Raw genomic sequence first — 24,789 nt, forward strand, 5'->3', positions numbered from 1 at the left:
ACCCGCAAGACCCTGCTCGTCCTGGCCGCCGAGCCCCGTCCGGCACTGGCGCCGCCACCGGTTCCCGTGGTCCCTGATCACCCCGCCTACCAGCAGATTCTCACCCTCATGACCGGCACCGGCCAGCCCACACGAGCACGTGACCTCTGCCTGGCCCTGGACCTGCCCCTGGAGCGTAAGAACATCGAGAACACCCGCGCCAAGCTCAAACGCCTGGTCAGCCTCGGCATACTCGTGGAGACCGAGCCGGGATTGTTCACTCAGCCGCGTCCGTAGCCCGGCAACGAGCCCGTGGCCTGCTCTCCTCCTGCAGCGCAAGCGATCAAAGGGACATCAACTCGCGAACCGCCCTCTGAGGGGCCAGGCCAGGCCCACTCTTATCGCACGTACACCCGGCTAACCCCGCAATGCAAAGCCCGGCGGTCGTGGCCGCCGGGCTGACAAGGCTCACTCGAAGAAGTCGGTGATGTCGTCCCCGAAGGGCACCCGCTTGACCCGCACCGCCGCGGGCGCCGAGATGGTCGCCTTCGCGTCCCAACTTAACCGGGTGTTCGAGACCATGTCCCAGATTGCGTTTTTCGCGTGTTCCTTCCCCATCCTCAGCACCGTCTGGACCATGATGGGGCGTCCGCTGAGATCGGTGGCAATCCCCCACATCAGGGTGAGGCCTCGCATCCCCGGGTTGAGCGGCCCGCCGACCATCTCACGGAAAGCGGGCGACAGCTTGAACAACTCACCCAGCGTGATCGTCCCCCGGAAGCTCCAGGTCTTCTTGACCGCCCGGTCGTCGGCATCGAAGACTCCGCCGGATGCCCTATCGAGGGTGGCCTTACCGACGAGGGCTTTCAGCGTGGGCAGCTCGAAGACGTCGATGACCTGATCGCCGTAAAGCGCGGCTCCACCTGACGCTTTGCCCAGGTTCACCCATCCCTTGCGCCCGTACGCGAGCCCGTCGGCGTACAGCGCCCCGCCGACCGTTCGCAACCGCTGCGGACTGGTGAACAGCTTGACCAGATCCGCGTCCCGTTGATCACCGTTGGCGGCATCCTCCTTGAGGAAGCGCACGTGCCAGTAGTTCGCTCGGACCGCCCGCCGCAGGTCAGAGCCCGCGATCCCAGAGCCGCCAAGCCGCAGGTTCCCCTTGGTCGTGACGTAGAACTTGGTGGTCGGGAACGAACCGCGAGGCAGATCATCCATCCGGGGGTCATGCGGCATCACCGCGCTCGCCAACTGCGTGACCCGCACAGAGGCCCCGCCGGCGATCAGCTTCCTGACCGCACCCACCACATCAACCGATACCGCCTGCGCCGGGGCAGCCGGGATGACCACGACAGTCGCCATCATGGCCATCAACGATTTCCTCATAGCGAGGATTATGAAGGCATATGCCGACATGCCATCGCCATGGCTGACCGCTGCTCGACCAGGAGATCCCCCAGCTTCTATCCGTACGGCGCAGCAGGCTGGGCGTGGTGGCTGGCGTCTTGATCGCCAGGACGCAGATACGGAAGCCGCCGAGAGGCGGCTGGCCTGGCGAGGGTGCGCTCCATGATCCAGCGAACCTTTGGCGGGACTCGATGTCTTATCGGGTTCGGGAGGGAGTTCAGCGTCGGCGTGTTGCGGGGTCGCGGCCTTCTTGCCAGCGGGCGAGGGCTTCGGGTGAGACGCGGGCGTAGCGGGCAAGGGATGCGACGGAGGTGTGCCCGGAGTAGGCCAGCAGCGTGGAGGCGTTAGCGCCGTCTTCGGCGGCGTGCGTGAGCGCCGAATGGCTTGTCCGCGCACCGTCCGTGTTCGGATGAGTTCGTGTGGCGATTGACCTGTCGAAGTTGTGGCACCCCGCTGCAACGCCCTCGGGCAGGGGCGTGTTGTGATTCGCGGTTGAGTATGTGATGCGGATCACAACGCGCGAGGTCATGGTCAGTCAGGCTCCTGCGAGGAGTCCCGGGAGTTTGCGCATGTCGTCGAAGACCGTTGTGTTCGGTCCTTCGAGCCATTGCGCGGGCGTGAGTCCGCCGGTGTATCCAAGGGCGCGCATGCCGGCAGCGCGGGCTGCCTGGATTCCGTATTTGCTGTCCTCGACGACGATGCAGGCCGACGGGTGGACGCCCATCTGCTTGGCGGCGTGCAGGAACAAGTCGGGGGCCGGTTTGCCGTGGGCGACCTCACTGGCGCTGAAGATGCGGCCTTCGAAGTATCGGTAGATCCCGGTGTGGCCCAGGGTGTGGCGCATCGTGTCGTGACTGCCGCCAGAGGCGACGCAGCTGGGAAGCGTGAGGGTGTCGAGGACTTCGAGGATGCCATCAACCAGGGTGAGTTCGGCATCGACGGCCGCGCGGTGGAGTTGCTCGAATCTCTCCAACCAGAGCGTGGCCCGGCTCGGACCTACTCGAGCGGTGATTTGCTCTCCGTTGGAGACGATCGACCGGCCGATGAACTTTTCGATCACCTCGGCTTCGGTCAGCGGCCAGCCCAGCTCGGCGCCCACGGCGACGTGGAGGCGCACGGCTATGCGTTCGCTGTCGATGAGCACGCCGTCGCAGTCGAAAATGACGAGCTCAATCGGATTGATCATCCGGTCAGCGTAGGGAGGAGTGGTCGCCCGTGTCAGCTGCATGGTCCGGTTGAGGGGCTTCGGGGCACCAGGCGCCGTACTCGGTTGTTGTGATCGTCTTGTCGGCGGAGTCGCTGGATCTCCTCGTGCTGGGCGGCGAGCTGGGAGAGTGCTTGGGTCTTGAAGGCGGAAAGGTCGGCGATCGTCTGGTCTCGGTGGGTCAGCCGTTCTCTGAGCGCGTCGATCTCGGCTTTGAGCCGCTGGATCTGGGCGTCGCGCCGGTCGGGGAAGCCGCCTGCCTGGAGAGCTGGGTTTGGAGCCGGGGCTCGAACTCTTCGCGGAGGTGGGCGCAGGGCCGGGTGCCGTAGAAGGCTGTGCGGTCCACGTTCGATTCTCGGGCGAGGGCCTTGACGTCGCATTTTCCGTCCGCGGGGATCGCCCCGCTCAGCAGCGAGTCCATGACGTCCCGGATCCGGCGCTCGTTCTCTTTGCGCTGCTCAGCACTGAGCCGCATGCTTACTGTTCCTGACCTGCGTTCTGGGCGGTCGCGTCGATCTCGGCGAGGACGCGCTGGGCTCTGCTGTAGTCGGCCTCAAGCCGGGCCCGCTCGGTCCTGCGGGTCGGGCTGAGCTGGGTGAGGAAGGCTTTGGTGGTGGTGGCGGTCTCAGCCCAGACGGGCCGGTGGCAGGGGTGGTGGGTGGCCTGTGGGCAGCGGGCGGAGTCACACATCCCGGCCAGAGGTTTGTCGGCGGTGAGAGTGCCGGCGAGCTTGAGACAGAGAGCTCGGGAAGGATCGGTGAACCAGCAGTAGTTCGCGGTTCCCAGGTGCAGTGTCTTGGCGCGTTTGGTCCGCGTCCGAGATGCTCGAGTAGATCACCGTAGGGTGGCGAGCGTGGGCGACGGTGTTCTCCCACATGGCCGCCAGGCCTGTGGTCGTCAGCCGAGCAGGAACGTGCGGGCCTGGTCTGCGACCGGCTCAGGGGCCATCCAGAAGGCGGAGTGATCCTGGTCGGCGAGCGTCAGCACGGTCATGTTCGGCAGGATCGCGGCCAGCGCCTGGGCGCCGACGCGTATGAAGGCCTCGCCGTTGCCACCGACGGCAACCGCGATCGGTGCCTTGATCGACCAGCGGTCGGTGGGCAGTGGCTTACCGTCCTGGAGCCCACGCATGATCTGGCCGTCGTAGGCGTAGGTGTGGGCGTACTTGACCATGGCCTCCCAGGAGGGGTCCTGCTTCATCGCCGGGATGTACTCGGCCGGGACACCGATCATCTCGGTCATGAAGTATTCGACGGCTTCGCTGCGCTTACCCGCCGCGACCAGGGCGTTCTGGTGTTCGACGTAGTCGGCGGGCGCCGGGGGCTTGGAGTCGTCGACGATGAACGGCGGCTCGTACAGGTAGAGTCCCGTCACCTTGTCACCCAGCGCGCTCGCCGCGTCCAAGGTCAGCCCGCACCCACCGGAACCGCTGGTCAGGGCCGCGGAGCCGCCCGCGACCTCGATGAGCGCGGCGATGTCTTCGATCTCGCGCGCCGGGTCGTAGGGCTGCGGATCGCCGCTGGCCCCGCGGCCGCGCCGGTCGAAGCTGATCACGGTGAAGTCCTTGGACAACGCCTCGGCCACGCCCGCGACGCCGGTGTGGTCTTCGGCGACATTGCTGATCACGATGATGGCCGGGCCGGACCCGGTCTTCTTGTACGCGATCGTGGTGCCGTCGGCGGAGGTGATGGTGGAAAGTTCGGGCATGATCGTTTCTCCTTCGTTGGTTGATGGGCCGTCCAGCAGGCCGCCGAGCCGGTCGAGGGCTTCGGCGTAGCCGTCGGCCATCTGGAGTTCGACGGCCCGTTGCAGTGCTTGGCTGTCGGGGAAGCTCGCGGCGACGGAGACGATGCAGCCGTTGCCGGTGGAGGTGAAGGTGACCGAAGTCGGGAAGGTGCCCGTGCCGTCGGGCTGCCACGCCGCGTCGGCGAACACGTCGTCGTAGGCGAGCTCGCAACGATCGACGACGGTGGTGTAGGTGGCGATGCTGCGCACCGGCGCGGCCGAGCCATCCGCTGGCGCGATCTCGAAGCGCCAGCGTCCTCCCGGCCGCACGTCCATCTCGTACACGGTCGCGGCCCACCTCTGCGGCCCCCACCAGCGAGTGACCGCCTCGGCGTCCGTCCAGGCCCACCACACACGCTCAACCTCGGCCGCGTAGGTGCGGCTGATGTGGAGGGTGTTGGCCGACCTATCGACCACGATCCCGTCTGCGGTGTCTGGGGACATGCTCAAGCTCCTCATTGATCGGCCGTGTCGTCGAGAAAGGCGCCGAGGCGATCCATCCGCTCCGACCACAGAACGGCGAACCCCTGCACCCAGTCACTCAGCTCACGCATCGCGCCCGGGTACAGCCGGTAAATCCGCTGCTGTGCCCGCTTGGTGACCTCGACCACGCCCGCCTCGGACAGCAGCCGCAGATGCCGGGACACCTGCGGTTGGCCCAGGCTCAGCGCCTCGACGATGTCACCCACTGACCGCGGGCCGTCCCTGAGCAACTCGACGATCCGGAACCGGTTCGGCTCCGAGATCGCCGTCATTCGCAGTTGCACGCTGTTGACCACACCCCGAACATACATGACGGTGTATATATGTTCAAGTGTATGTACTGCGCCAGGGCGCCGATCGTCTGTGGGGCCTGTCCGTCCAGGATTTTGACTTCCCGCGTCTGTGGACCTCCGGATACCGCAACTACCCACAAGAAGCCATCCCGCGACTGGCCTTCATCCGCGACGCCCAGGCCGCCGGCCTCACCCTCGCCGAGATCCGCAGCGTCCCGGCCATCCGGGACGGTGGCCAAGCAGCCCCTGCGAGCACGTCACCGACCTGATCGACCAGCACCTCACCCAAGTCGAACAACCCCTGACCTGCGGCGGAGGCTTATCGTTCAATTCCGGCCGGATAGTCCCAAGACCCCAACCCGAGGCGGGCGGCTCCGGCGCCTGCAACACCTGGACGGTGCCCAGCTCCAAGGTCTCCTGATCTGTGTAGACCGTGCCAAGCTTCTGCCCCTAACATCCCGCTTCATGATGATCCGCGTGCTGGCTGCCACGGCGGCCGGACTGATGGCGTTCTCCGGTGCGGCAGCCGCCTACCCGGTCAAGGGCGTCCCCGAGCTGACCCACAACGCCCTGTACAAGAAGGGCAAGCTCCCCAAGATCAGCTGCAAGCTGAGCAAAGGCACGACGAAGTCCTCGACCACCAAATATCTGAACACCCTCGTCGGCTGCCTGAACGACGCCTGGGGGCCGTTCATCCCTGACTTCAAGCCGGTCAAGACCGATATCAAGGCCACTCACGACAAGGGCTCCTGCTACAACGGCATAGAGATCACCGGCTCGTTCGTCACCAGCTGCTACACCCAGCTCCAGATTCAGCTCGGCGCCGACTGGATCAGCGCCAAGGACGACCTGCCGATCCTCACCCAGGTCGCCCAGGCCTGGAGCGGTGTGGTCATGGGCCAGACGGGCATCGGTGCGGCCTACTGGGGCATGCCGAACGACGCCGATGAGAAGCAGCTGGAGGAGCAGGGGCGTCGCTTCGACATGCAGCGGCTGTGCCTGTCCGGCGTGACGCTCAAGGCCCTGGGTGGAAAGTCGAAGAACTGGAAGGCCACGCTGAAGGCCGAGGAGCCCACGCCGAAGGATAAGCACTGGCGCGACCGCTTCAGCAAGGACAAGCTCAGCGCCAACGACCTCTCCTGGTTCACGCAGGGCTACACCAAGGGCACTCCGGGCGCGTGCAACACCTGGAAGGCGCCGGAGTCCAAGGTCGCGTGACGAACTCCTCCGACGCCTTCTCGTAGGCGGCGGGATTCACATTCCATGACCCCACGTGCCCTCCGCCGCTGGTCTGGACGAGGGTGACGAGATCGGGCCGGGCTCTGGCGAGCTCCAGCGCGGGCCCGATCGGCACCCCCGTGTCGTCCGTGTCAGCAAATATCAGGATCGGCGGTTTGAAGGCGGAGGCGTGCCGTACATTTCTTGCACGCCTTTCGCCGCCCGCGCATCCGCTGGGAGATCCGCGCAGACATCCACGAGGCATACCTCGGCCTGGCCTGCGCGCTCATCTGCTGGCGCCGCCTTATCTCATTGCGTTAGGCCCTCTTAGTCGACCTGGCCGCGGGAAGCGTTCCGGCGGCCGGCGAGGCGATCTCGCAGACCGCCTTGGCACGCCGGGACGCTGTGAGCCTGTGCATCGAGCTGTCCTGAGCCACGCGCGCACCGCAGGTGCTTCACACGGGCGGGCCCGCCTTGACGCGCCGCACCAGTCGTTCCATCGACCCCCGGTAGCTGTGGAGGTGCTCCAGCCACCACGTGGCGCCCGCGTCGGCGTAGGCCCGGACCGACGAGCCTGGCTCGCTCACCCCGATGACCGCCACGTCGGGGTCGCCCGCGTTTGCCCGGTGCCGGCGCAGCTCGCTGACCTGGGCGGCCAGGGAGTCGGGTGAAAGCGTCATGTGGCCCTCCTGGTCGTCGCCGACGACGATCCAGCCGTCCCAGCGGGCGGCACGCCGAAGGGCACCCGGAGCCGTGCCGCCGACCCACACCGGCACCCGGGGCCGCTGGAGGGGCAGCGGCGCGAGCCGCACCCCGTCGACGGTGTAATGAGCGCCCCGGTGGTGCACCTCCTCGCCGGACCAGAGCGAGACCATCACGTCGAGTGCCTCGTCGAGCACGACCCCGCCGGGACGCGTTGAGTCGAAGGCGGTGAACTCCTGCCTCACGCCGCCCAGCCCGGCGCCCAGGATCGCGCGGCCGCCGCTCAGCCTGTCGAGCGTCGCCACCGTCTGGGCCAGCCTTTCCGGGCGGTGCCGGGCCACGGCCGTCACCGCCGTGCCCAGCCTGATGCGCGAGGTCGCCTGCGCCGCCGCGGCCAGCGTCACCCACGGGTCGGCCGATGGCATGCCCCAGGTGAAGGCCAAGTGGTCCCACACCAGCACGGCGTCCCACCCGGCGGCCTCGGCCTCGCGGGCGAGGGTGACCAGGTGTGCCGGCTCCGCGAGGTCACCGAGGATCGCGACGTCGATGCCGTAGCGCATGCCCCCACCCAAGCACCCGGCACCGACAGTTCTGGGGGTGCCGCGATCGCGCAGCGCGGCGCCCCGTCGGCCTGCTAACGCCCCTGGCCGTTCTGTTGTCGATCAAGCCCCTGGCGGGCGGGTCGGCCGGTGCGGGCCTGCTCGATCCGACCAGCGCAGACCGGGCAGGCCGGGCTGGTCGGGGCGGTTTCGTCGCGGCGGCCGCCGAAGGCCTTCGCACGACGCAACGCGGGCGCGCTGGTCATCGCGGCGGCCATCGGCTCTCCCTCGATCGGGCGGCCATCATCTGGATCAGCCAGGCGCGGTCACGGTCCGCGCCCGGGTCTGCAGGGCTGTCGCCCGTGCTGCGTTCGGCGAACGGCTTCTTGGGGGACAGGCCCGCCCGTAGCTTCCAGCAAAAACCAACGATTAGCTTTTGATCTTGGTGTGGCGGGTCATCACCGCGGCGAAGCGGAGGTTGGCGCGGATGACGGTAAAGCTGTTGTCGCGGCTGTGGCGCACACGCTTGAATCTGCAGGCCGCTGCGGATGAGTCGGAAGGAGGAGGCGCTTCATGAGTGAAGCGTTCTACTCGCACGCGGGGCTGTACGACCTGTCCAACAACACCGACACCCGGTTTCCGGACACCATCGCGGGCATGGAACTCGCCCCCGCCGGCTCGCCGGCCGATCTCCTCGCACCGTGCCGCTGTCCGGTGTCCTCGTCGGCTACGGCCGGGTGTCCACGCCAGAGCAGAACTTGGCCCGGCAGCAGGCGGCGTTGTCGGCGGCGGGGTGCGCGAAGTCGTTCTTCGACAAGGCGAGCCCGCAGCAGCGTGGCGAGCTGGACGGCGGCCAGGCCGTACGCCAGACCGCGTAAGGCCTGCGCTGCGAAGATCGACCGGGCGGCACTCACGCGGGCTCCCTGCCGAACAGCAGCTGGCGGCGGAAGAACTCATACAGCTCCGTCAAACAGCGGGCCGGTCAGATCCAGAACTCGGCCGTCGCCGCAGACCATCGACACGCCGCACAGGGCGACATCGAGACCGGGCGCCTCGGGCGCGTCAAAGCGCTCATCGTCGATGTCGGCCTCATGCACGATCTCGGCCAGCTCCACATTCGATCTTGTCCGATACTGGGCCTGGACCGCGTCAACGCCACCCTCGCGGGCCTCGGCCTCACCTCCACCCGCCTGATCGGCGGCTGCGCGACACTGCTGGGCACGGTCCTGACCGACCTCGGCGTGACCTCGTGGGAGGAGGTGGCCCGCGCCGAGCCCGAGGCCCTGCGCGTGCTGTCGGTGCTCGACCCCGCCAGGACCTCCGCCTCCACCCCGCGCGAGACCACCACGCTGCCGGCCGGGATCTGGCGCGACGAGGCGGGACCAGCGCAGGCGCGCGAGGAGGTCAGGCAGATCATGGGACGGCAGGTCTGGCCGCACCGGCTCGCGTCGGGCTTCGGGGACGAGGTGCGCGTCTCCGGCAAGACGGGCACATCTTCGGCATCCGCAACGAGGCGGGCGTCGTGGAGTACCCCGACGGGAAACGCTACGCCGTGGCGGTCTATCTCAGGCCGCGCTCCCTCGGCTACCGCCTGCCCAGGGCGGACGCCGTCATCGGCGCGGCGGCCCGCGAGGCGGTCGACGAGCTACGCGGCTGAGGTCGGTCTTCGTCCACTATCGTGAGGAGATGACGACCCGGCCGCGGGCCAGTCTGCGCCGGATCCTCGACGACCTGGGCAGCACGGTGCTCGACGTGGCCGCCTCGCCCGGCGACCTCGACGCCGAGGTCACCGGCGTCCACATCTACGACCCCCTCGACGAGCTGCTGCTGCCCTCGGGCGGGCTGCTGCTCGGCGTGGGGGTCGAGGGCGCGGAAAGCATCTGCGACCTGCTGGAGGCCGCGAGCACGGCCTCCGGCATCGTGGTCAAGCAGCCCGTCGCGATCGACGAGCGGGTGCGGGCCAGGGTGCTGGAGACCGGCGTCGCCGTCCTGGGCCTCACCCGCGCCGCCTCCTGGTCACAGGTGGCGGCGCTGCTGCGCTCTGTGCTGGCCGAAGACGACCTCACGGCCTCGGGGCAGCAGCCGCCCGACGATCTGTTCTCCCTGGCCAACGCGCTGTGCGCGCTGCTCGACGCGCCCGTGACGATCGAGGACCGCTCTGCCCGGGTGCTGGCCTTCTCCGGCCGCCAGGACGAGGCCGACCCCGGCAGGATCGCCACCGTCCTCGGCCGCCAGGTGCCCGAGATGTACCAGCGCATGCTGGAGGAGCAGGGCTGGTTCCGCAAGATCTACCAGAGCCAGGGCTCGGTCTACATCGCGCTGCCCGAGGGCCTGCCGAGAGTGGCGATCGCCGTCAGGTCGGGCGACGAGATCCTCGGTTCCATCTGGGCCGCCGTCCACGAGCCGCTCAGCGAACAGCGCGAATGGGCGCTCGCCGACGCCGCCAAGATCGTCGCACTGCACCTGCTGCGCCGGCGCGTGGGCGCCGACACCCGCAGACGGCTGCAGGCCGACCTGCTGTCCACCATCCTCGAAGGTGGAAGGGACGCCGCCGAGGCCGCGGGTCGTCTCGGCGTGGCCAGTGAACGGCTGTGCGTGCTGGCCGCGCAGCTCACCGAGACGCAGGCCGACGCGGCCCAGGCGGAATCCGACAGGCAGCGCTTCTGCGACGCGCTCGCCCTCCACGTCGGCGCCATCCATCCCAAGGCGGCCGCGGCCCCCCTCGGCTCGGTGGCCTACGCCGTCCTGCCGCTGCACGCCAGCGGCGAGGAGGAGGCGCGGGCCGTACGGGTGGCGCAGAGCTTCCTGTCCAGGGTGGGCCCGCGGCACAGCGCCAACATCGGGGTCGGCAGGCTGGCCGCCGACCTGGGCCAGGTGGCCAGATCGCGCGCCGACGCCGACAGATCGCTGCGCGTGCTGCGTTCGCGTGGCGGCTCGGGGCAGGTGGCGGGCTACAGCGACGTCCACTTCGAGTCGCTGCTGCTGCAACTGGGCGACCTGGCCGCGACCGAGGAGCAGACGCCGACCGGGCCCTACCACCGGCTGCTGCGCTACGACGCCGAGCACGGCACGGAGCTGGCCGCCACGCTCGGCGCCTACCTCGACAGCTTCGGCGACGTCAACGCCGCCGCCGCGGTCGTCCACGTGCACGCCAACACCTTCAGGTACCGGCTGCGCCGCCTGACCGAGATCAGCGGACTCGACCTCGCCGACCCCGAGGCCCGGCTGGCCGCCATGCTCATGATGCGCATCTTCGGACGACGGCACTAGACGACCGGTTCCTTTCGTCGCGGAGCACGAAGAAACCCGCGAGGGTGCCGTACACGGGGGTGATCGAGGACGGCGGCGGCGTCCAGATGGCCTTCCAGGACCCCTACGCCTCGCTGAACCCGCGGATGACGGTCGGGGCGTCCGGCGCGGAGGGGCTGCGCAGGCCCAGCGCCCAGGAGGTCGAGCGGCTGCTCGGCCTGGCGCGCGGACGGCCGCCCGCTACCCCCGCGAGCTGTCGGGAGGCCAGCGCCGGCGGGTCGCGATCGCCCGCGCGCTCGACGGGGCGCCGCGCCTGCTGGTCGCCGACGAGATCACCTCGGCGCTGGACGTGTCCGTGCAGGGCGCCCTGCTGAACCTGGTGCGCTCGTTGCGCGCGGAGCTGGGCCTGTCGATGCTGTTCATCTCGCACAACCTGGCGGTGGTCCGCTACGTCGCCGACGACATCGCGGTCATGCGGCACGGCCGTCTCGTCGAGTACGGCCCCGCCGACCAGGTGGTGGCGGCACCCGCGCACGACTACACGCGGGCGTTGCCGGCGGCCGTACCGCGCCTGCCCGCCTGCTGAACGCTCACCCCGCGCGGACTCACCCCGCGGACTCACTCAGCGGGGTGGCGCGGGGACAGCCAGCGGATCCACGCGGGACGGGAGGCGGAGTCGGCTCCCGTCCTCGTCTCGGTGGCCGGCGGGGTCGGCACGATGACCAGCGGGCAGCGGGCGTGGGCGATGCAGTAGCGGCGGGTGGACGGCAGCAGCAGCCGGTCCAGCGCCCCCCTGTGGCCCCTGCCCACCACCAGCAGGTCGATCGGCCTGGCCAGCTCCACGAGCAACGGTCCCGGCTCGCCGAGCCTGGCGATGGCGAGCGTGCTGATGTCGGGCGGCGCGCCGCCCGTCATGTCGTCGAACAGGTTCTGGATGAGCTCGACGCTCCTGGCATCCTCCAGTTGCCTGACGGCATGCGTGTACGGCAGCGCCTCGGGAAACGGGTGCACGGGCGCCCTGCTGACATGGACGGCGAGCAGCGCCATCCCACGCAGCCGGGCCGCCCCGACCGCCCAGATCAGCGCCCAGCGCGAGGCGGGTGTGTCGTCGACGCCGACGACGACCCGCGGTCCTTCGGGTAGCATCGCGTCCTCCTCAAGAGAGGTACGCGTCCATACTGCGCCCCTTACCGCCGTTCCACCACGTAATGGGACTTGGCATGAAAACCCGTTATCCGGGCGCCGTCGTCCAGCAGCCCGCCCAGCACGTCGCGAACCGCGTGCCGCCAGGCCTTGGCGGCTCCCGGATCCCGCCTGCGCAGCGTCTCGACATCGGCGGGCACCGCCACCAGGAGCACCTTCGCGTCCGTGTCGCCCATGACCGGCCTGCCGTCCTGCTCCTTCAGCGCCGTCACCGCCCCCTCCACCGTGTACGGCGCGCACGGCTCGGCCAGCCGCCACACCGCCAGGAGCCGGTCCGACTCGTCCCCTCTGTTGACGGCGTCGTCCATGACGCCGTAGAAGCTCGGCAGGTACTCCTCCGGCCTGGCACCGAGCTTGGCCAGGTTGAAGTGGGCGTTGCGGCGCACCAGCGGGTCGTAGGTCCAGGTGACGCGGTCGATCCCGCGGGCCAGCGCCCACTCGCGCTGGTGGCGCTTGAGCGCGAGCCCGATGCCCCTGCCGAGCAGCGCCCCGGTGATGTGGGAGTGGAGCACCCCTCCCTCGGCGAAGAACGCCACGGAGGCGCCCACCATCCGCCCGTCCTCGTATGCGCCCGCCACGTAGTTGCCCGCATGCGACAGCGCGCGCATCAGCTCGGGGTTGATCGGCTGGTTGCCCTGCTCGAACCCCCAGATGCCGGTGAACACCGCGAAGGCCTCGCCGAACTCGTCGAGGCCGTGCAGCTCCCTGATCTCGGTCATCCCAGCGGTCTCCGTCGTCCCAGCTGTTTCCGTCATCCGAGCGATCCCGGTCACCGCAGCGCCTCGACGAGGAGCCGGTGGACGTTGCCGCCGAGGATCTTGAGGATGTCCTTTTCGGGGACGCCCCTGCGCACCAGCGTCTCGGTGACGAGCGGCAGGCCGCTCGGGCCCGCCAGCCCCGGCAGGGTGGCCATGGGGTCGATCTCGCCGTAGCCGAGGTCCTCGCAGCAGGGCGGGGTGGTGTCGGCGAGCACCTCGCGGACGAAGTCGGGGCCGAGCCCGACATGGTCGACGCCCGCGACGGAGGCGATGTGCTCGATGTGGTCGACGAGCCTGCCGAGGGTGAAGTCGGCGGGGTCGTCGGCCAGGAAGTCGGGCACGAAGTTGACGCAGACCACGCCGCCGGTCGCGGCGACCGCACTCAGCTGGTCGTCGGTGAGGTTGCGGTGGTGGTCGCGCAGGGCGCGGGCCGAGGAGTGCGTCGCGATGAGCGGCCTGGTGGCCAGTTCCAGCACGTGCGCGACGCCGGAGGCGCCCAGGTGGGAGAGGTCGAAGACGATGCCGAGCCGTTCCATCTCCTTCAGCGCGGCGACGCCGTGGGAGGTCAGGCCGCTGCCCGTGGCGTCCTCGCCGCTGCCGTCGGCCAGCGGGGTGCGGCCCCAGTGCGCGATGGAGGCGACCCGGACGCCGAGCCGGTGCATGGTCGAGATCAGCTCCACGCTGGCGTCCAGGCCCGGCATGCTCTCCATGGCCAGCACCAGCGCGATCCGGTCCTCGGCGAGCGCGGCGTCGATCTCGGCCGCGTCGGTGCACAGCGCGACGGCGTCGGCGTTGCCCTCGGCGATGACGTGGGCGCACTCGATCATCCTGAGCGTCTCGCGCAGCGCCCCCTCGGGGCGGAAGGCGTCGTCGATGAAGACCGGCAGCACCTGCAGGTCGACGCCGCCCTCGCGCAGTTGCGGCAGCCACCGCTCGCGGAAGAAACCCGCCCAGCGCTGCGGGGGGCGGGCGGCGACGGCGATGAGGAGGTCGTTGTGCGTGTCCGCGACAAGGGCGCGGTGGTGGAGATCCAGCGGCATGACCGTGACGGTATGCCAAGGGCTGCCGGAGCAGTTCGTCCTGGACTATCAAGACCTGGCCGTTCTTCGTCCGGCAGCCCAACCGCCCGCCTCAGCCGAGGCTGATCCACTCCGTGGAGGTGGTCACCTCGTCCAGGACGTCCTTGACCGGCTCGACGCCGAGACCCGGCCCGGTGGGCACGTGCAGGTGACCGCCGTCCAGTTCGAACGGCTCGGTGATGTCGGTGGCGTAGTAGCGGCGCGAGGCGGAGGTGTCGCCGGGCAGCGTGAACCCGGGAAGGGCGGCCAGCGCCACGTTCGCGGCCCGGCCCAGGCCCGTCTCCAGCATGCCGCCGCACCACACCGCGATGCCGTGCGCCCGGCACAGGTCGTGGATGCGCCGCGCCTCCAGGTACCCGCCGATCCTGCCGGGCTTGATGTTGATGATCGAGCAGGCCTTCAGCGAGATGGCGGCGGCGGCGTGCTCGGCCGACTCGATCGACTCGTCCAGGCAGATCGGCGTGCGCAGCCGCCTGGCCAGCTCGGCGTGCTGCACCAGGTCGTCGTTGGCCAGCGGCTGCTCGATCAGCAGCAGCCCGAAGTCGTCGAGCTGGGCCAGGCGCTGGGCGTCGACGAGCGTGTAGGCGGCGTTCGCGTCCACCTGCAGGAGCACGTCGTCGCCGAAGCGCTCCCTGACGGCCCGCACGGGCTCGACGTCCCAGCCCGGCTCGATCTTCAGCTTGATCCTGACGTAGCCCTCCTCCAGGTAGCCGCCCACCGCGTCGAGCAGTTGCGGGACGGAGTCCATGATGCCGACCGACACCCCGCACGGGACCCGGTCCCTGGCCGCGCCGAGGAAGCGGCCGAACGACTCGCCCGACGCCCTCAGCTGGGCGTCGAGCACGGCCGTCTCCAGCGCCGCCTTCGCCATCCGGTGGCCCTTGACCGGCTCCATGGCCCTGCCCACGCCGTACGCGTCGACGTCGTCGGGCAGCGAGGGCAGCAGGAAGCGGCGGATCACCTGCGCGGCGCCGTCGACGTACTCGGAGGAGTAGAGCGGCTCGGACATCGCCACGCACTCGCCCCACCCCTCGGCATCCGGCGTGACCACTCTGACCAGGAGCACGTCTCGGGAGGTCTCGGTGCCGAAGGACGTGCGGAAGGGCGCGACCAACGGCATGGCGATCCGTCGCAGCTCCACTCCGGTGATCTTCATTCTGTCTCCACTTCGTCGCAGGGGTCACGTCCGACGCTAGGACACGACGACCCTGCGAGGATTCGTGCAGGAAGCCCGAAAACAGGCGTTGTTTCGTCTCCTACCCCAAGGGATCGCGAAAGCGTGGGCGGCTGACACCGCGAAATCACCAAGTCTGGACGAAACTCCGCCTTACCAGTTGACCGTGCCCGGGAAGGATCCCGGCATGCCCAACGTGCGCTTCAGCGTTCACACAGCAGGGGAGACGGGCCTGGGAAAGACGTCCGTCCTGGTGGCAGGCGAGCAGCAGGCACTGCTGATCGACGGCCAGTTCACGCTGGCCGAGCAACACCGCGTCCTGGCGGACGTGCTCGACAGCGGCAAGCACCTGTCGACCGTCTTCGTCAGCGCCGCCGACCCCGACTACTACTTCGGCCTGCAGGTGGTCAGGCAGGCGTTCCCGAACGTCCGCATCCTCGCCACCCCCGCCACCGTCGAGCACATCGAGGCCACGTGGCGCTCCAAGCTGGAGATCTGGAAGCAGCTCGGCGGCAACCTGCCCACCGACGTGGTGGTCCCCGAGCCGCTGCTGGGCGGCTGTCTGGAGCTCGAGGACCACGTGTTCGAGGTACGGCCCGGCGACCCGGCCGCCGAGTGGCGCACCGGCTACCTGTGGAACGCCGACCGACGCGCGATCCTCGGCGGGGCCGCCCTGTTCGCCGGGGTCCACCTGTGGACCGCCGACACCCCCACGGAGCAGGAGCGCGAGGGCTGGCGGCGGACGCTGGACGAGATGAGCGCGCTCGAACCCGAGTACGTCGTGCCGGGCCACCGCGCCGCCACCGGAGGGCCGCTCGACGCCTCGGTGATCCGCTTCACCCGCGACTACCTCGTGGCCTTCGAGACCGAACTGCGCGACGCCAGACGGCGCGACGACCAGGCCAGAACCCTCCGCAGGGCGATGACCAGGCGCTATCCGGGGCTCGGCGGACTGGTCAACCTTGAGCTCGGCGCGAAGGTGGCCACGGGGGAGATGTCCTGGGGCTGAGGCTCTCTATGATCTCCAGGTGAGCGACGAAGAGATCCGCGGCGTGCTCGGCTGGGCGGAATGGACGTCGCAGCCGCTGACCCACAACGCGTCGAACGCGGTGACCAAGGGGATCTGGCGGATCACCGGCGACCGGCCGGTGATCCTCAAGGTGCTCACCGGCTCGGACGAGGGCAGGCCCGGCTGGGAGGCCTCCCACGACCCCCGCCACTGGAACTACTGGCGCAGGGAGGCCGAGGTCTACGCCGAAGGGCTGCCCCGGCTGTGGAAGGGCAGCGGCCTGCGCGCTCCCGAACCGCTGGCGCTGGTCGAGCGCGACGACGGCGACGTGGCCCTCTACCTGGAGGACGTCTCGGAGCGGAGCGGCGCCCCGTGGACGCTCGACCGGCACGCGCTGATGGCGCTCCAGCTCGGCAGAGCGCAGGGCGGCACGGCCGAGATCGAGCGGCCGTGGCTGAGCCGGTCGTTCCTGCGCGACTACGTGGGCTCGAAGGCAGTGCCGTACGAGCTGCTGGACGACGCCGAGGCCTGGCGGCACCCGCTGGCGCGCGAGCACTTCCCCGAAGGCCTGCGCGGCGAGCTGCTCAGGCTGCACAGGGACCGCGAGTGGTTCCTCGGCCTGATGGAGTCGCTGCCGCGCGCACTGTGCCATCTGGACGTCTGGCCGAACAACCTGGTGTCCCGCGGCCCCGACACCGTCCTGCTGGACTGGGCGTTCGTCGGCGACGGCGCGCTCGGCGAGGACCTCGGCAACCACCTCCCGGACAGCGTCTTCGACCTGTTCCTGCCCGCCGCCGACCTGCCCGCCCTCGACCGCGCCTGCTACGGCTCCTACGTGCGCGGCCTGCGCGAGGCGGGGTGGCGGGGCGACGAGCGGCTCGTCCGGCTGGCCGTCTGCGCCTCGGCGATCAAGTACGACTGGCTCGGGCCCGCCATGCTGCGCGCCGTCGACCGTGAGCAGCTCGACTACGGCGGCGCGCGGCCCGTCGAGGCCACCCGGCGCTACCGGGAACGGGGCCGGGCGCTGATGTTCCTGGCCGGTTGGGCCGACGAGGCCAGGCGCCTGGCCGAGACCATACGTTAGATCCACCTAATGTCTTAACAAAGGTTTGACACGTCGCCGCGGGACTCGATAGAAACAGCTGACCCCCACCGACTCAAGGAGCGACGTCCATGCGCCTCGGCGTCATCGGTCTCGGCCTCATCGCCCAGGCCGTACACCTGCAGAACCTGCAGGCGCTGCGCGAGAAGTACCAGGTGACGCACGTCTGCGATCTGTCGCCCACGCTGGCGGCCCAGGTCGCGGCCGAGTACGGCGGGCCCGTGCGCCACTCCACCGACGCGGCGGACGTGCTGGCCGACCCCGAGGTCGACGCGGTCCTTCTCCTCACCCCCGGCACCCACGCCGAGCTGACCCGCAGGGCGCTGGAGGCGGGCAAGCACGTGCTGGCCGAAAAGCCGTTCGCGCACACCGTCGCCGAGTGCCAAGAGCTCCATGAGATGGCCGCGGCCAAGGGCCTGGTGCTGCAGGTGGCCTACATGAAGATGTACGACCCGATCATGCCGAGGGCCAGGGCGGAGCTGGCGAACCTGGGCGCGATCCGGCTGGTGCGGGTGACCGTGCTGCATCCCGCCGACCGGCCGCAGTTCGACCACCAGCGCTTCCTGCGCCACGGCGACGCGGTGGTCCCCGACGACGCCTACGGGCGGCGCAAGGCCGCCGAGGCGGTCGGCGACCTGGGCGAGCCGTACGTGTCTATCTACGCCAACGTGCTGCAGGGCTCGGTCGTGCACGAACTGTCGGTGCTGCGCGCGCTGTTCGGCGAGCAGCCGATCACCATCGCGCACGCCCAGGCCGCCGGTGCCAAGCCGGGCGTGAAGCTGGAGGAGCCGCCGCAGCTGCAGGCGCTCGGCACGTTCGGCGAGGCCCAGCTGGCGCTGTCGTGGAACTGGCTGCCCGACTACCCCGACTACGGCGAGGAGATCGCCGTCTTCGGCTCCGCGGGCCGCCTCTACCTGAACCTGCCCGGCCCCTACCTGCGCGACGCCCGCGCCTCGCTGGTCGTCCAGACCGTCCAGGGCGGCGAGCGCGCCACCACCGAGTTCCGGTCCGACCACCGCACCGGCTTCCTCCACGAGTTGCTCGCCTTCCACGCCTCCGTCACCGAGGGCGCGCCCGTCATGTCCACCGCCATGGGCGCCGCCTACGACACCGCCGCCCTCCAGCAGATCGCCAGGAGCCTTCGTTGACCAAGATCGCGTCCGCGCCCTGCAGCTACGGCGTCCACAGCGGTCACGCCATCGGGATGAAGCCGGTCGAGCTGCTGGAGGCCATGGCAGCCGCGGGCTACACCGGCAGCGAGCTCGGCCCGCCCGGGTTCTTCGGCTCGCCCGACGAGACCGCCCGCGCCTTCGCCGACAACGGCCTGACGGTCGTCGGCGCCTACGTCCCGCTGAAGCTGTCGCAGCCGGAGCAGATGCAGGCCGCCGACCTGGCCTCGATGCGCCACACGCTGGAGGAACTGGCCGCCTCGGGCAACCCCGAGGTGGTGGCCGTGCTGGCCGACGACGGCGACGAGGCGCTGCGCGCCAACCCGTGGCGCACCACCGGGTGGGACTCCGGGTGGGATGAGGCCGCCTGGCGCCGCGCGGCCGAGCGCGTCGCCGCCGCCTGCGAGGTCGTCAGCTCGTACGGCGTGCGCCCCGTCTTCCACCCCCACTACGCCACCTACGTCGAGCGGGCCGCCGAGATCGACACGCTCATGGAGCTGACCGACGTCGCGCTCTGCCTCGACAGCGGCCACTTCGCGCTGGGCGGCGCCGAACCGGCCGCGTACGCCGAGAAGTACGCCGACCGGGTGGGCCACGTCCACGTCAAGGACGTCCGCCACGCGGTCGTCGCGGACGCCAGGGCCAGGGGCGATGTGCGCATGAGCGAGTGGTGGGGCGAGGTCGCCTGCCCGCTCGGCCAGGGCGACGTCGCGCTGGAGCCGTTCCTCGCCCAGCTCAGGGCCAACGGCTACGACGGCTGGTACGTCATCGAGCAGGACAGCGCCCCCGTCACCCCCGAGACGTGGGCGGCCACCCTCGCCGACCAGCGGCACAACCACACCTGGCTGGCCGGGCGCCGGTGACCGTGGACAGGCTCGCGGCGCTCATCGAGACCAGGGCGCGCCGCCCCTCTGCCATCGCCGAGGCCGCCGCCCGCCGCGCCCGCCCCGCCGGCCTGCTCGGCGAGCACGGCAAGCTCATGGTCATCGCCGCCGACCATCCCGCGCGCGGCGCGCTCGGCGCGGGCGACCGGCCGCTGGCCATGGGCGACCGGCTCGACCTGCTCGACCGGCTCTGCACCGCGCTGGCCAGGCCGGGCGTCAACGGCGTCCTCGGCACCCCCGACATCCTCGAGGACCTCCTCCTGCTCGGCGCCCTCGACGGCAAGGTCGTCATCGGCTCCATGAACCGCGGCGGCCTGGCGGGCGCGGTGTTCGAGATGGACGACCGCTTCACCGGCTACGACGCGGCCATGATCGCAGCGATGCGCTTCGACGGCGGCAAGACGCTGACCAGGATCGACTACGCCGACCAGGCGAGCGTCGACACGCTGGAGTCCACCGCGAGAGCCGTCACCGACCTGGCCTCGCGCGGCCTGCTGGCGATGGTCGAGCCGTTCGTCTCGCGCAGGGTCGACGGCAGGGCGCGCAACGTCCTCACCACCGAGGCCGTGGTCAGGTCCGCCGCGATCGCCGCGGGGCTGGGCGCCACCTCGGCCTACACGTGGCTGAAGCTGCCGGTCGTCGATGACATGGAGCGGGTGATGGCGGCCACCACGCTGCCCGTCGTCATCCTCGGCGGCGAGGTCGACTCCGACCAGGAGGCGGTGTTCGCCAGGTGGCGCAAGGCGCTGGCCTGCCCGACCGCGCGCGGCCTGGCGGTGGGCAGGTCGCTGCTGTACCCGCCGGACGACGACGTGGTCGCGGCCGTCGACGCGGCGGTGGCCCTGCTCTGACGACCGGCCAGACCGGCCAGAACGGCCAGATCGAAAGGCCGGGCGGGCGCCGGGCGCGGGGCCCGAACCGCAGGGTCAGGCGTCCAGCACGTGGAGGGTGGGGGAGCCGGGGCTGAGCAGGACGGGGCCGCCGGGTGCGCAGGCGACCGTGTCGGCCACCCGCGCGCCGAACAACCCCGTGAGATAGATGGCCGGCGCCACGCGCAGCGTCATCCCCTCCGCCAGCGGCTCGGGATCGGTCAGCGAGGGGCCCTCCTCGTGCCCCCACCCGATGCCACCGCCGCCGACGTCGGCGAACCCGCCGTAACCGCTGTCCTCGATCACCTGGCGCGCGCGGGCGGCGACCCGCTCGGCGGGGGCGCCGGGCCGTACCGCGTCGAGGGCCGCGGCGCGCGCGGCGAGCACCACCGACAGCATCGCCTCGAAGTCCTCGGGCGGCTCGGCCACCGCGAACGCCCTGGCCACCTCCGCGCACAGGCCCTCCCACCTGCCGCACACCGCGATCTGCAGCGCGTCTCCCGGGTTGATGAGGCGATCGGTGGGCCGGTGCTCCTTCACCGCGGTGTGCTCGCCCGCGGCCACCCGTACCGACACGATCTCCTCGCAGCCCGACTCGATCAGCAGCATCCGCAGCCTGCGCGCCATCTCCCGCTCGCTGGCCCCGAACCAGGCCAGCTCGCGCGCCGCCGCCAGGACGGCGTCGGCCGCCCCGGCCGCCCGCGCCACGGCCTCGATCTCCCGGGCCGACTTCCTGGGGCGCAGGTCGCGCAGCACCGCCGAGGCCGGGATGAGCTCGGCGTCGATCCGCATGCCGAACAGCTCGGCGACCCGCATCTCGTCGTCCACCCCGACCCTGCGCGCCCCTCGCGGGATGCACGGCACGGGGTCGCCGGTCTCGACGGCCGGGCCACCGGCGGTGACCACCAGGAACCCGTCGCCGGTGCCGCCGAGGAAGCGGAAGTCGGGTGAGGGGCGCAGCACGAGCGCGTCCACTCCAGCCTCGGCCATCGCCTGCCTGACGAGCTGCTCCCTCATCTCTCGGGTGCGTGCAACCAGCAGGCGGCGGGGCCGAAGTCGGGCTCCTTGACCCTGCACACGTCCATGACGTGCGGGCAGCGCGGGTGGAAGCGGCAGCCGGACGGCGGGTCGGCGGGGTCGGGGACGTCGCCGGGCAGCTCGGCCGGCAGCGTCCCGAGGCCGTCGGGCTGGGGGATGGCGGCCAGCAGCGCGCGCGTGTAGGGGTGGCGCGGGTCGGCCCACACCTCCTCGGTACGGCCCACCTCGACGATCTTGCCCAGGTACATCACCGCGATCCGGTCGGCGATCAGCCGTACCACCGACAGGTCGTGGCTGATGAACAGCAGCCCGGCGCCCGAGTCGACCGCCAGGTCCCGCATCAGCGTGGCCACCTGCGCCTGCGCCGAGGCGTCCAGGGCGGAGATCGGCTCGTCGCCGATCAGCAGCCGCGGCCTGGCCGCCAGGGCCCTGGCGATCGCGATGCGCTGCCGCTGGCCGCCGGAGAACTCGTGCGGGTGCCTGGCGGCGAACTCACGCGGCAGGCCGACGCGTTCCAGCAGGTCGGCGGGCGCCGTCGTGGTGTCGCCCGCCGTCCGCAGGCCGTCGGCGATCTGGTCGCCGACGCGCCGACGCGGGTTCAGCGAGGCGTAGGGGTCCTGGAAGACCATCTGGATCTCGGTCAGCGCCCGTCTGCGCAGGCCGAGCGGGGTGACCGGGCGGCCGCCGAAGGTGATCGCTCCCTCGGCCGCGTGGTGCAGGCCGCAGACGGCACGGGCCAGCGTCGACTTCCCGCAGCCCGACTCGCCCACCAGGCCGACGACCTCGCCGGGGGTGACAGTCAGGCTCGCGCCCGCCACCGCCCGCACCACGGGCCGTCCCGGCGAGCGGTGCTCCACCACCAGGTCGCGGATGTCCAGCGTCGTCATGCGCTCTCCTCGGTGGAGCCGTCAACAGCCCGGTCAACGTCGTGCGCGGCCAGCGGGGCGGGCGCGTCGGGCAGCGAGTCGAGCAGCGAGCGGGTGTAGGGGTGGGACGGCGAGCGCAGGACCTGCGCCCGCGGGCCCGTCTCCACCACCAGGCCGTCCTTCATCACGCTCACCTGGTCGGCCACCGCCGACATCACCCCGAGGTCGTGGGTGACCAGCAGGACGGCCAGCCCCAGGTCGTCGCAGAGCCCGCGCAGCAGCCGCAGGACGCCCGCCTGCACGGTCACGTCGAGCGCGGTCGTCGGCTCGTCGGCGATCAGCACCTTGGGCTCGCAGGCCAGCGCGATGGCGATCGCGATGCGCTGCCGCATGCCGCCGGAAAACTGGTGGGGATAGCGGCCGAACGCCTCGGACGGGCCGGGGATGCGCACCTTGCCGAGCAGCTCCACCGCCCGCTCGCGCGCCTCGGCGCGGCCGAGCTTCAGGTGGTGGCGCATGTGCTCGGTCAGCTGCCTGCCGACGGTCAGCATCGGGTGCAGGCTGGTGGCCGGGTCCTGGAAGACCATGGCGACCTCGCCGCCGCGCACCTTGTTCAGCTCCTTGGGCGGCAGGCGGAGCAGGTCCCTGCCCTCCAGCGCGATCGTGCCCGTGGCGCGGGCGCCGTGCGGCAGCAGCCCGAGTACGGCCAGGCCCGTCATGGTCTTGCCGGAGCCGCTCTCGCCCGCCAGGCCGTGGACCTGGCCCTGCCGGAGCGACAGGTCGACGCCGCCGAGGACGTCCCGGCCGCCGATGGCGACCCTGAGGCCGGTGATCTCCAGCATCACAGGGCACGCTCCTTGATGGCGCGGGCCGTGCGCGGGTCGAGGGCGTCGCGCAGCGTGTCGCCGAGGAAGTTGAAGGCCAGCACGACCGTCAGGATCGCCAGGCCGGGGAAGGTGGCCACCCACCAGCTGTCGAAGACCTCGACGCCGCCGGCGACCATCGCGCCCCACTCGGGGGAGGGCGGCTTGGCGCCCAGGCCGAGGAACGACAGCCCGGACAGCAGCAGCAGCGCCGTACCGATGTCGAGGGTGGCCAGGACGAGCACGGGTCCCGTGACGTTCGGCAGCACGTCCACGCGCAGCGAGCGCCACACCGAGAAGCCGAGGAGCCTGCCGCTCAGCACGAACTCCCGCTCCCGCACCCCCAGCACCAGGCCGCGGGTGACACGGGCATAGGCGGGCCAGGCCACCACCAGGACGGCCAGGACGGCGTTGGCCAGGCTCGCGCCCAGCGCCGCGGCCACCACCATGGCCAGGATGACCGTGGGGAAGGCGAACACGAGGTCGGCCACCCGCATGATCGTCTCGTCCACCCACCGGCCGAAGTATCCGGCGCACGCGCCGAGCAGGCCGCCGACCAGCACCGACAGCGCCACCAGCAGCAGCGTCAGCGGGATCGAGACCCGCGCGCCGTACAGGACCCTGCTGAGGATGTCGCGGCCGAGCTGGTCGGTGCCGAACCAGTGGCCGGGACCGGGCGCGGCGAGCCTGGGCAGGTCCTGCGCGAGCGGGTCGTGCGGGGCCAGCCACGGGGCGGCCAGCGCGATCACCAGCCAGGCGAGCGCCACGGCCCCGCCGACGATGGCCAGGGGCTGCCGCCAGGCTTCGGGGAGTCGTCGTGTCACTGGAGTCTCACTCGGGGGTCGATGACGCCGTACAGCACGTCCACGATCAGGTTGATCACCAGGTAGACGCCGCCGACGACCAGGCCCACGCCCATGACGGCGGGCAGGTCGAGGGTGGTGGCGCTCTTGTAGGCGTACTGCCCGACGCCCGGCCAGGCGAAGATCGCCTCGACCAGCACGGTGCCCGACAGCAGGCTGCCGAACGCCAGGCCGGCGACCGTGATGATCGGCACCAGCGCCGAGCGCAGCACGTACCTGAACAGGATGACCCTGCCGGGCAGGCCCTTGGCCCTGGCCGCGCGGACGTAGTCCTGGCCCAGCACCTCCAGCACCGCGCTCCTGGTGAAGCGGGTGAGCAGGCCGATCGTGTAGAGGGCGAGCACCAGTGCCGGGGTGAGCAGGTGGCCGACGGCGCTGGCGAAGACGTCCCACTGTCCAGCCAGGGCGGAGTCGACCGTCGCCAGGCCGGTGACCGGCGGCGGCGCGGTCAGCCCCGGGTCGATGCGCCCGCTGCCCGGAGTGAGCTGCAGGCGGTAGAAGAACACGTAGAAGGCCACCAGCGCCAGCCAGAACGTCGGCACCGAGATGCCGATCAGGCTCAGCACCCGCAGCGCGTGGTCGGTCAGCCGGTCCCTGCGCAGCGCCGCGACGACGCCGAACGCCACGCCCAGCACCAGCGAGACCAGGATCGCCGCGCCCGCCAGTTCCAGCGTGGCGGGCACGGTCTCGGCCAGGTCCTGGCTGACCGGGCGGTGGCTCTGCTGGCTGGTGCCGAGATCGCCCTGGAGCAGTCCCTGCAGGTGGATGAGGTACTGCTGGGGCAGCGGCTTGTCCAGCCCGTGCTCCTGGCGCCACTGGGCGACGATCGCCGGGTCGCCGAGGGCGCGCTGGCCCAGGTTGGCGGCGGCGGGATCGCCCGGCACCAGGTTCGTCAGGACGAAGGTGACCAGGGTGATCCCCCAGGCCAGCAGGATCGCGATGAGCACCCTGCGCAGCAGGAAGCGGACCAGCGGATGCCGGCCCCGCGCCCGGCCGCCGCGCGGGGCGGCGGCCGGAGAGCGTTCGGGGGCTTTCGCGCCGGAGACGGTCATC

At 70.9% G+C, this 24,789-nt stretch carries 31 protein-coding genes and 1 pseudogene; 14 read left to right on the forward strand and 18 right to left on the reverse strand.

The genetic code is table 11. From position 1 onward, the window contains the following. The coding region (locus ACFXJ8_RS37720) for a hypothetical protein (RefSeq protein ID WP_379649353.1) at positions 1 to 276 on the forward strand (276 nt) is incomplete at its 5' end. Between the two features lie 171 nt (positions 277 to 447). On the opposite strand, the gene ACFXJ8_RS37725 is transcribed toward ACFXJ8_RS37720, so the two are convergent. Together ACFXJ8_RS37725 and ACFXJ8_RS37730 are read right to left on the reverse strand one after the other, a co-directional pair. Then, complete coding sequence (locus ACFXJ8_RS37725) at positions 448 to 1,365, reverse strand: hypothetical protein (protein ID WP_379649355.1); 918 nt, start codon at positions 1,363 to 1,365, stop codon at positions 448 to 450. Positions 1,366 to 1,921: 556 nt separating this feature from the next. After that, complete coding sequence (locus ACFXJ8_RS37730; protein ID WP_379649357.1) at positions 1,922 to 2,572, reverse strand: HAD family hydrolase; 651 nt, start codon at positions 2,570 to 2,572, stop codon at positions 1,922 to 1,924. Positions 2,573 to 2,661: 89 nt separating this feature from the next. Here ACFXJ8_RS37730 and ACFXJ8_RS37735 point away from each other — a divergent pair, with 89 nt between their 5' ends. After that, the gene (locus ACFXJ8_RS37735; RefSeq protein ID WP_379649359.1) at positions 2,662 to 2,919 is read left to right on the forward strand and encodes a hypothetical protein; all 258 of its coding nucleotides are present in this window, start codon (positions 2,662 to 2,664) and stop codon (positions 2,917 to 2,919) included. 148 nt (positions 2,920 to 3,067) lie between these two features. On the opposite strand, the gene ACFXJ8_RS37740 is transcribed toward ACFXJ8_RS37735, so the two are convergent. From ACFXJ8_RS37740 to ACFXJ8_RS37750, 3 genes are all read right to left on the reverse strand, one after another. Continuing rightward, on the reverse strand, positions 3,068 to 3,280 hold the full coding sequence (locus ACFXJ8_RS37740) for a hypothetical protein (RefSeq protein WP_379649361.1): 213 nt from the start codon (positions 3,278 to 3,280) through the stop codon (positions 3,068 to 3,070). A gap of 207 nt (positions 3,281 to 3,487) precedes the next feature. Beyond that, on the reverse strand, positions 3,488 to 4,819 hold the full coding sequence (locus tag ACFXJ8_RS37745; RefSeq protein ID WP_379649363.1) for an alpha/beta fold hydrolase: 1,332 nt from the start codon (positions 4,817 to 4,819) through the stop codon (positions 3,488 to 3,490). A gap of 11 nt (positions 4,820 to 4,830) precedes the next feature. Beyond that, the gene (locus ACFXJ8_RS37750; RefSeq protein WP_379649365.1) at positions 4,831 to 5,154 is read right to left on the reverse strand and encodes an ArsR/SmtB family transcription factor; all 324 of its coding nucleotides are present in this window, start codon (positions 5,152 to 5,154) and stop codon (positions 4,831 to 4,833) included. A gap of 35 nt (positions 5,155 to 5,189) precedes the next feature. On the opposite strand from ACFXJ8_RS37750, the gene ACFXJ8_RS37755 reads away from it, so the two are divergent. Then, positions 5,190 to 5,420, forward strand: a complete 231-nt coding sequence (locus tag ACFXJ8_RS37755; protein ID WP_379649367.1) for a MerR family DNA-binding protein — start codon at positions 5,190 to 5,192, stop codon at positions 5,418 to 5,420. 196 nt (positions 5,421 to 5,616) lie between these two features. Beyond that, positions 5,617 to 6,369 (forward strand): hypothetical protein, encoded by a 753-nt coding sequence (locus ACFXJ8_RS37760; protein ID WP_379649369.1) that lies wholly within the window; start codon positions 5,617 to 5,619, stop codon positions 6,367 to 6,369. Here the strand turns inward: ACFXJ8_RS37760 and ACFXJ8_RS37765 are convergent. After that, entirely contained in the window at positions 6,296 to 6,619 is a 324-nt protein-coding gene (locus ACFXJ8_RS37765) for an alpha/beta hydrolase family protein (RefSeq protein WP_379649471.1), read from the reverse strand. The genes ACFXJ8_RS37760 and ACFXJ8_RS37765 overlap by 74 nt on opposite strands. Here ACFXJ8_RS37765 and ACFXJ8_RS37770 point away from each other — a divergent pair. Continuing rightward, a pseudogene (locus tag ACFXJ8_RS37770) lies at positions 6,571 to 6,690 on the forward strand (IS5/IS1182 family transposase); the annotation flags it as partial. The gene ACFXJ8_RS37765 and the pseudogene ACFXJ8_RS37770 sit on opposite strands and share 49 nt — an antisense overlap. A gap of 134 nt (positions 6,691 to 6,824) precedes the next feature. On the opposite strand, the gene ACFXJ8_RS37775 reads toward ACFXJ8_RS37770, so the two are convergent. Together ACFXJ8_RS37775 and ACFXJ8_RS37780 are read right to left on the reverse strand one after the other, a co-directional pair. After that, positions 6,825 to 7,631, reverse strand: coding sequence for an LLM class flavin-dependent oxidoreductase (locus ACFXJ8_RS37775; protein WP_379649371.1), 807 nt, complete (start codon positions 7,629 to 7,631; stop codon positions 6,825 to 6,827). Between the two features lie 74 nt (positions 7,632 to 7,705). After that, positions 7,706 to 7,888, reverse strand: a complete 183-nt coding sequence (locus tag ACFXJ8_RS37780; protein ID WP_379649372.1) for a hypothetical protein — start codon at positions 7,886 to 7,888, stop codon at positions 7,706 to 7,708. Between the two features lie 423 nt (positions 7,889 to 8,311). Here ACFXJ8_RS37780 and ACFXJ8_RS37785 point away from each other — a divergent pair, with 423 nt between their 5' ends. After that, positions 8,312 to 8,488 carry a recombinase family protein gene (locus ACFXJ8_RS37785; protein WP_379649373.1) on the forward strand — a complete coding sequence of 59 codons (177 nt, stop codon included), beginning with the start codon at positions 8,312 to 8,314 and terminating at the stop codon, positions 8,486 to 8,488. A gap of 75 nt (positions 8,489 to 8,563) precedes the next feature. Here the strand turns inward: ACFXJ8_RS37785 and ACFXJ8_RS37790 are convergent, their stop codons facing one another. Further along, the gene (locus ACFXJ8_RS37790) at positions 8,564 to 8,725 is read right to left on the reverse strand and encodes a chromate resistance protein ChrB domain-containing protein (protein ID WP_379649375.1); all 162 of its coding nucleotides are present in this window, start codon (positions 8,723 to 8,725) and stop codon (positions 8,564 to 8,566) included. Here ACFXJ8_RS37790 and ACFXJ8_RS37795 point away from each other — a divergent pair. The 3 genes from ACFXJ8_RS37795 to ACFXJ8_RS37805 all read left to right on the forward strand — a co-directional run bounded on the left by ACFXJ8_RS37795 (position 8,702) and on the right by ACFXJ8_RS37805 (position 11,445). Further along, positions 8,702 to 9,292 (forward strand): serine hydrolase, encoded by a 591-nt coding sequence (locus tag ACFXJ8_RS37795; protein ID WP_379649377.1) that lies wholly within the window; start codon positions 8,702 to 8,704, stop codon positions 9,290 to 9,292. The two genes, ACFXJ8_RS37790 and ACFXJ8_RS37795, sit on opposite strands and share 24 nt — an antisense overlap. Positions 9,293 to 9,296: 4 nt before the next feature. Then, a complete protein-coding gene (locus tag ACFXJ8_RS37800; RefSeq protein WP_379649378.1) occupies positions 9,297 to 10,880 on the forward strand; it encodes a PucR family transcriptional regulator in 1,584 nt (527 codons plus the stop codon). A 334-nt stretch (positions 10,881 to 11,214) separates the two neighbouring features. Then, positions 11,215 to 11,445: a hypothetical protein gene (locus ACFXJ8_RS37805; protein ID WP_379649380.1), complete on the forward strand. Its 231-nt coding sequence runs from the start codon at positions 11,215 to 11,217 to the stop codon at positions 11,443 to 11,445. Between the two features lie 32 nt (positions 11,446 to 11,477). Here ACFXJ8_RS37805 and ACFXJ8_RS37810 read toward each other — a convergent pair whose 3' ends face one another. The 4 genes from ACFXJ8_RS37810 to menC all read right to left on the reverse strand — a co-directional run bounded on the left by ACFXJ8_RS37810 (position 11,478) and on the right by menC (position 15,055). After that, the gene (locus ACFXJ8_RS37810; protein WP_379649382.1) at positions 11,478 to 12,005 is read right to left on the reverse strand and encodes a universal stress protein; all 528 of its coding nucleotides are present in this window, start codon (positions 12,003 to 12,005) and stop codon (positions 11,478 to 11,480) included. 41 nt (positions 12,006 to 12,046) lie between these two features. After that, positions 12,047 to 12,781, reverse strand: a complete 735-nt coding sequence (locus tag ACFXJ8_RS37815) for a GNAT family N-acetyltransferase (protein WP_379649384.1) — start codon at positions 12,779 to 12,781, stop codon at positions 12,047 to 12,049. A 50-nt stretch (positions 12,782 to 12,831) separates the two neighbouring features. After that, positions 12,832 to 13,860 (reverse strand): dipeptidase, encoded by a 1,029-nt coding sequence (locus tag ACFXJ8_RS37820; RefSeq protein WP_379649385.1) that lies wholly within the window; start codon positions 13,858 to 13,860, stop codon positions 12,832 to 12,834. 91 nt (positions 13,861 to 13,951) lie between these two features. Further along, positions 13,952 to 15,055, reverse strand: a complete 1,104-nt coding sequence (menC, locus tag ACFXJ8_RS37825; protein WP_379649387.1) for an o-succinylbenzoate synthase — start codon at positions 15,053 to 15,055, stop codon at positions 13,952 to 13,954. Between the two features lie 205 nt (positions 15,056 to 15,260). On the opposite strand from menC, the gene ACFXJ8_RS37830 reads away from it, so the two are divergent. From ACFXJ8_RS37830 to ACFXJ8_RS37850, 5 genes are all read left to right on the forward strand, one after another. Beyond that, entirely contained in the window at positions 15,261 to 16,082 is an 822-nt protein-coding gene (locus ACFXJ8_RS37830) for an MBL fold metallo-hydrolase (RefSeq protein ID WP_379649389.1), read from the forward strand. Between the two features lie 19 nt (positions 16,083 to 16,101). Then, positions 16,102 to 17,166 carry a hypothetical protein gene (locus tag ACFXJ8_RS37835; protein WP_379649391.1) on the forward strand — a complete coding sequence of 355 codons (1,065 nt, stop codon included), beginning with the start codon at positions 16,102 to 16,104 and terminating at the stop codon, positions 17,164 to 17,166. A gap of 89 nt (positions 17,167 to 17,255) precedes the next feature. After that, positions 17,256 to 18,332, forward strand: coding sequence for a Gfo/Idh/MocA family protein (locus ACFXJ8_RS37840; RefSeq protein WP_379649393.1), 1,077 nt, complete (start codon positions 17,256 to 17,258; stop codon positions 18,330 to 18,332). Next, positions 18,329 to 19,216, forward strand: coding sequence for a sugar phosphate isomerase/epimerase family protein (locus ACFXJ8_RS37845; protein ID WP_379649395.1), 888 nt, complete (start codon positions 18,329 to 18,331; stop codon positions 19,214 to 19,216). Before ACFXJ8_RS37840 ends, ACFXJ8_RS37845 begins: the two co-directional genes overlap by 4 nt. Beyond that, on the forward strand, positions 19,213 to 20,088 hold the full coding sequence (locus ACFXJ8_RS37850) for an aldolase (protein WP_379649397.1): 876 nt from the start codon (positions 19,213 to 19,215) through the stop codon (positions 20,086 to 20,088). Before ACFXJ8_RS37845 ends, ACFXJ8_RS37850 begins: the two co-directional genes overlap by 4 nt. 75 nt (positions 20,089 to 20,163) lie before the next feature. Here the strand turns inward: ACFXJ8_RS37850 and ACFXJ8_RS37855 are convergent, their stop codons facing one another. The 5 genes from ACFXJ8_RS37855 to ACFXJ8_RS37875 are packed head-to-tail and all read right to left on the reverse strand — an operon-like array spanning position 20,164 to position 24,788. Further along, positions 20,164 to 21,123, reverse strand: a complete 960-nt coding sequence (locus tag ACFXJ8_RS37855; protein WP_379649399.1) for a M24 family metallopeptidase — start codon at positions 21,121 to 21,123, stop codon at positions 20,164 to 20,166. Beyond that, a complete protein-coding gene (locus tag ACFXJ8_RS37860; RefSeq protein ID WP_379649401.1) occupies positions 21,120 to 22,031 on the reverse strand; it encodes an ABC transporter ATP-binding protein in 912 nt (303 codons plus the stop codon). Before ACFXJ8_RS37860 ends, ACFXJ8_RS37855 begins: the two co-directional genes overlap by 4 nt. Next, positions 22,028 to 22,852 (reverse strand): ABC transporter ATP-binding protein, encoded by an 825-nt coding sequence (locus tag ACFXJ8_RS37865; RefSeq protein ID WP_379649403.1) that lies wholly within the window; start codon positions 22,850 to 22,852, stop codon positions 22,028 to 22,030. Before ACFXJ8_RS37865 ends, ACFXJ8_RS37860 begins: the two co-directional genes overlap by 4 nt. Next, positions 22,852 to 23,697: an ABC transporter permease gene (locus ACFXJ8_RS37870; RefSeq protein ID WP_379649404.1), complete on the reverse strand. Its 846-nt coding sequence runs from the start codon at positions 23,695 to 23,697 to the stop codon at positions 22,852 to 22,854. Before ACFXJ8_RS37870 ends, ACFXJ8_RS37865 begins: the two co-directional genes overlap by 1 nt. Next, on the reverse strand, positions 23,694 to 24,788 hold the full coding sequence (locus tag ACFXJ8_RS37875; protein ID WP_379649406.1) for an ABC transporter permease: 1,095 nt from the start codon (positions 24,786 to 24,788) through the stop codon (positions 23,694 to 23,696). The genes ACFXJ8_RS37870 and ACFXJ8_RS37875 overlap by 4 nt, the downstream gene beginning before the upstream one ends. Position 24,789: the final 1 nt, after the last annotated feature.

The organism is Nonomuraea sp. NPDC059194 (genome assembly GCF_042754765.1).
In the GTDB taxonomy this organism is placed as follows: domain Bacteria; phylum Actinomycetota; class Actinomycetes; order Streptosporangiales; family Streptosporangiaceae; genus Nonomuraea.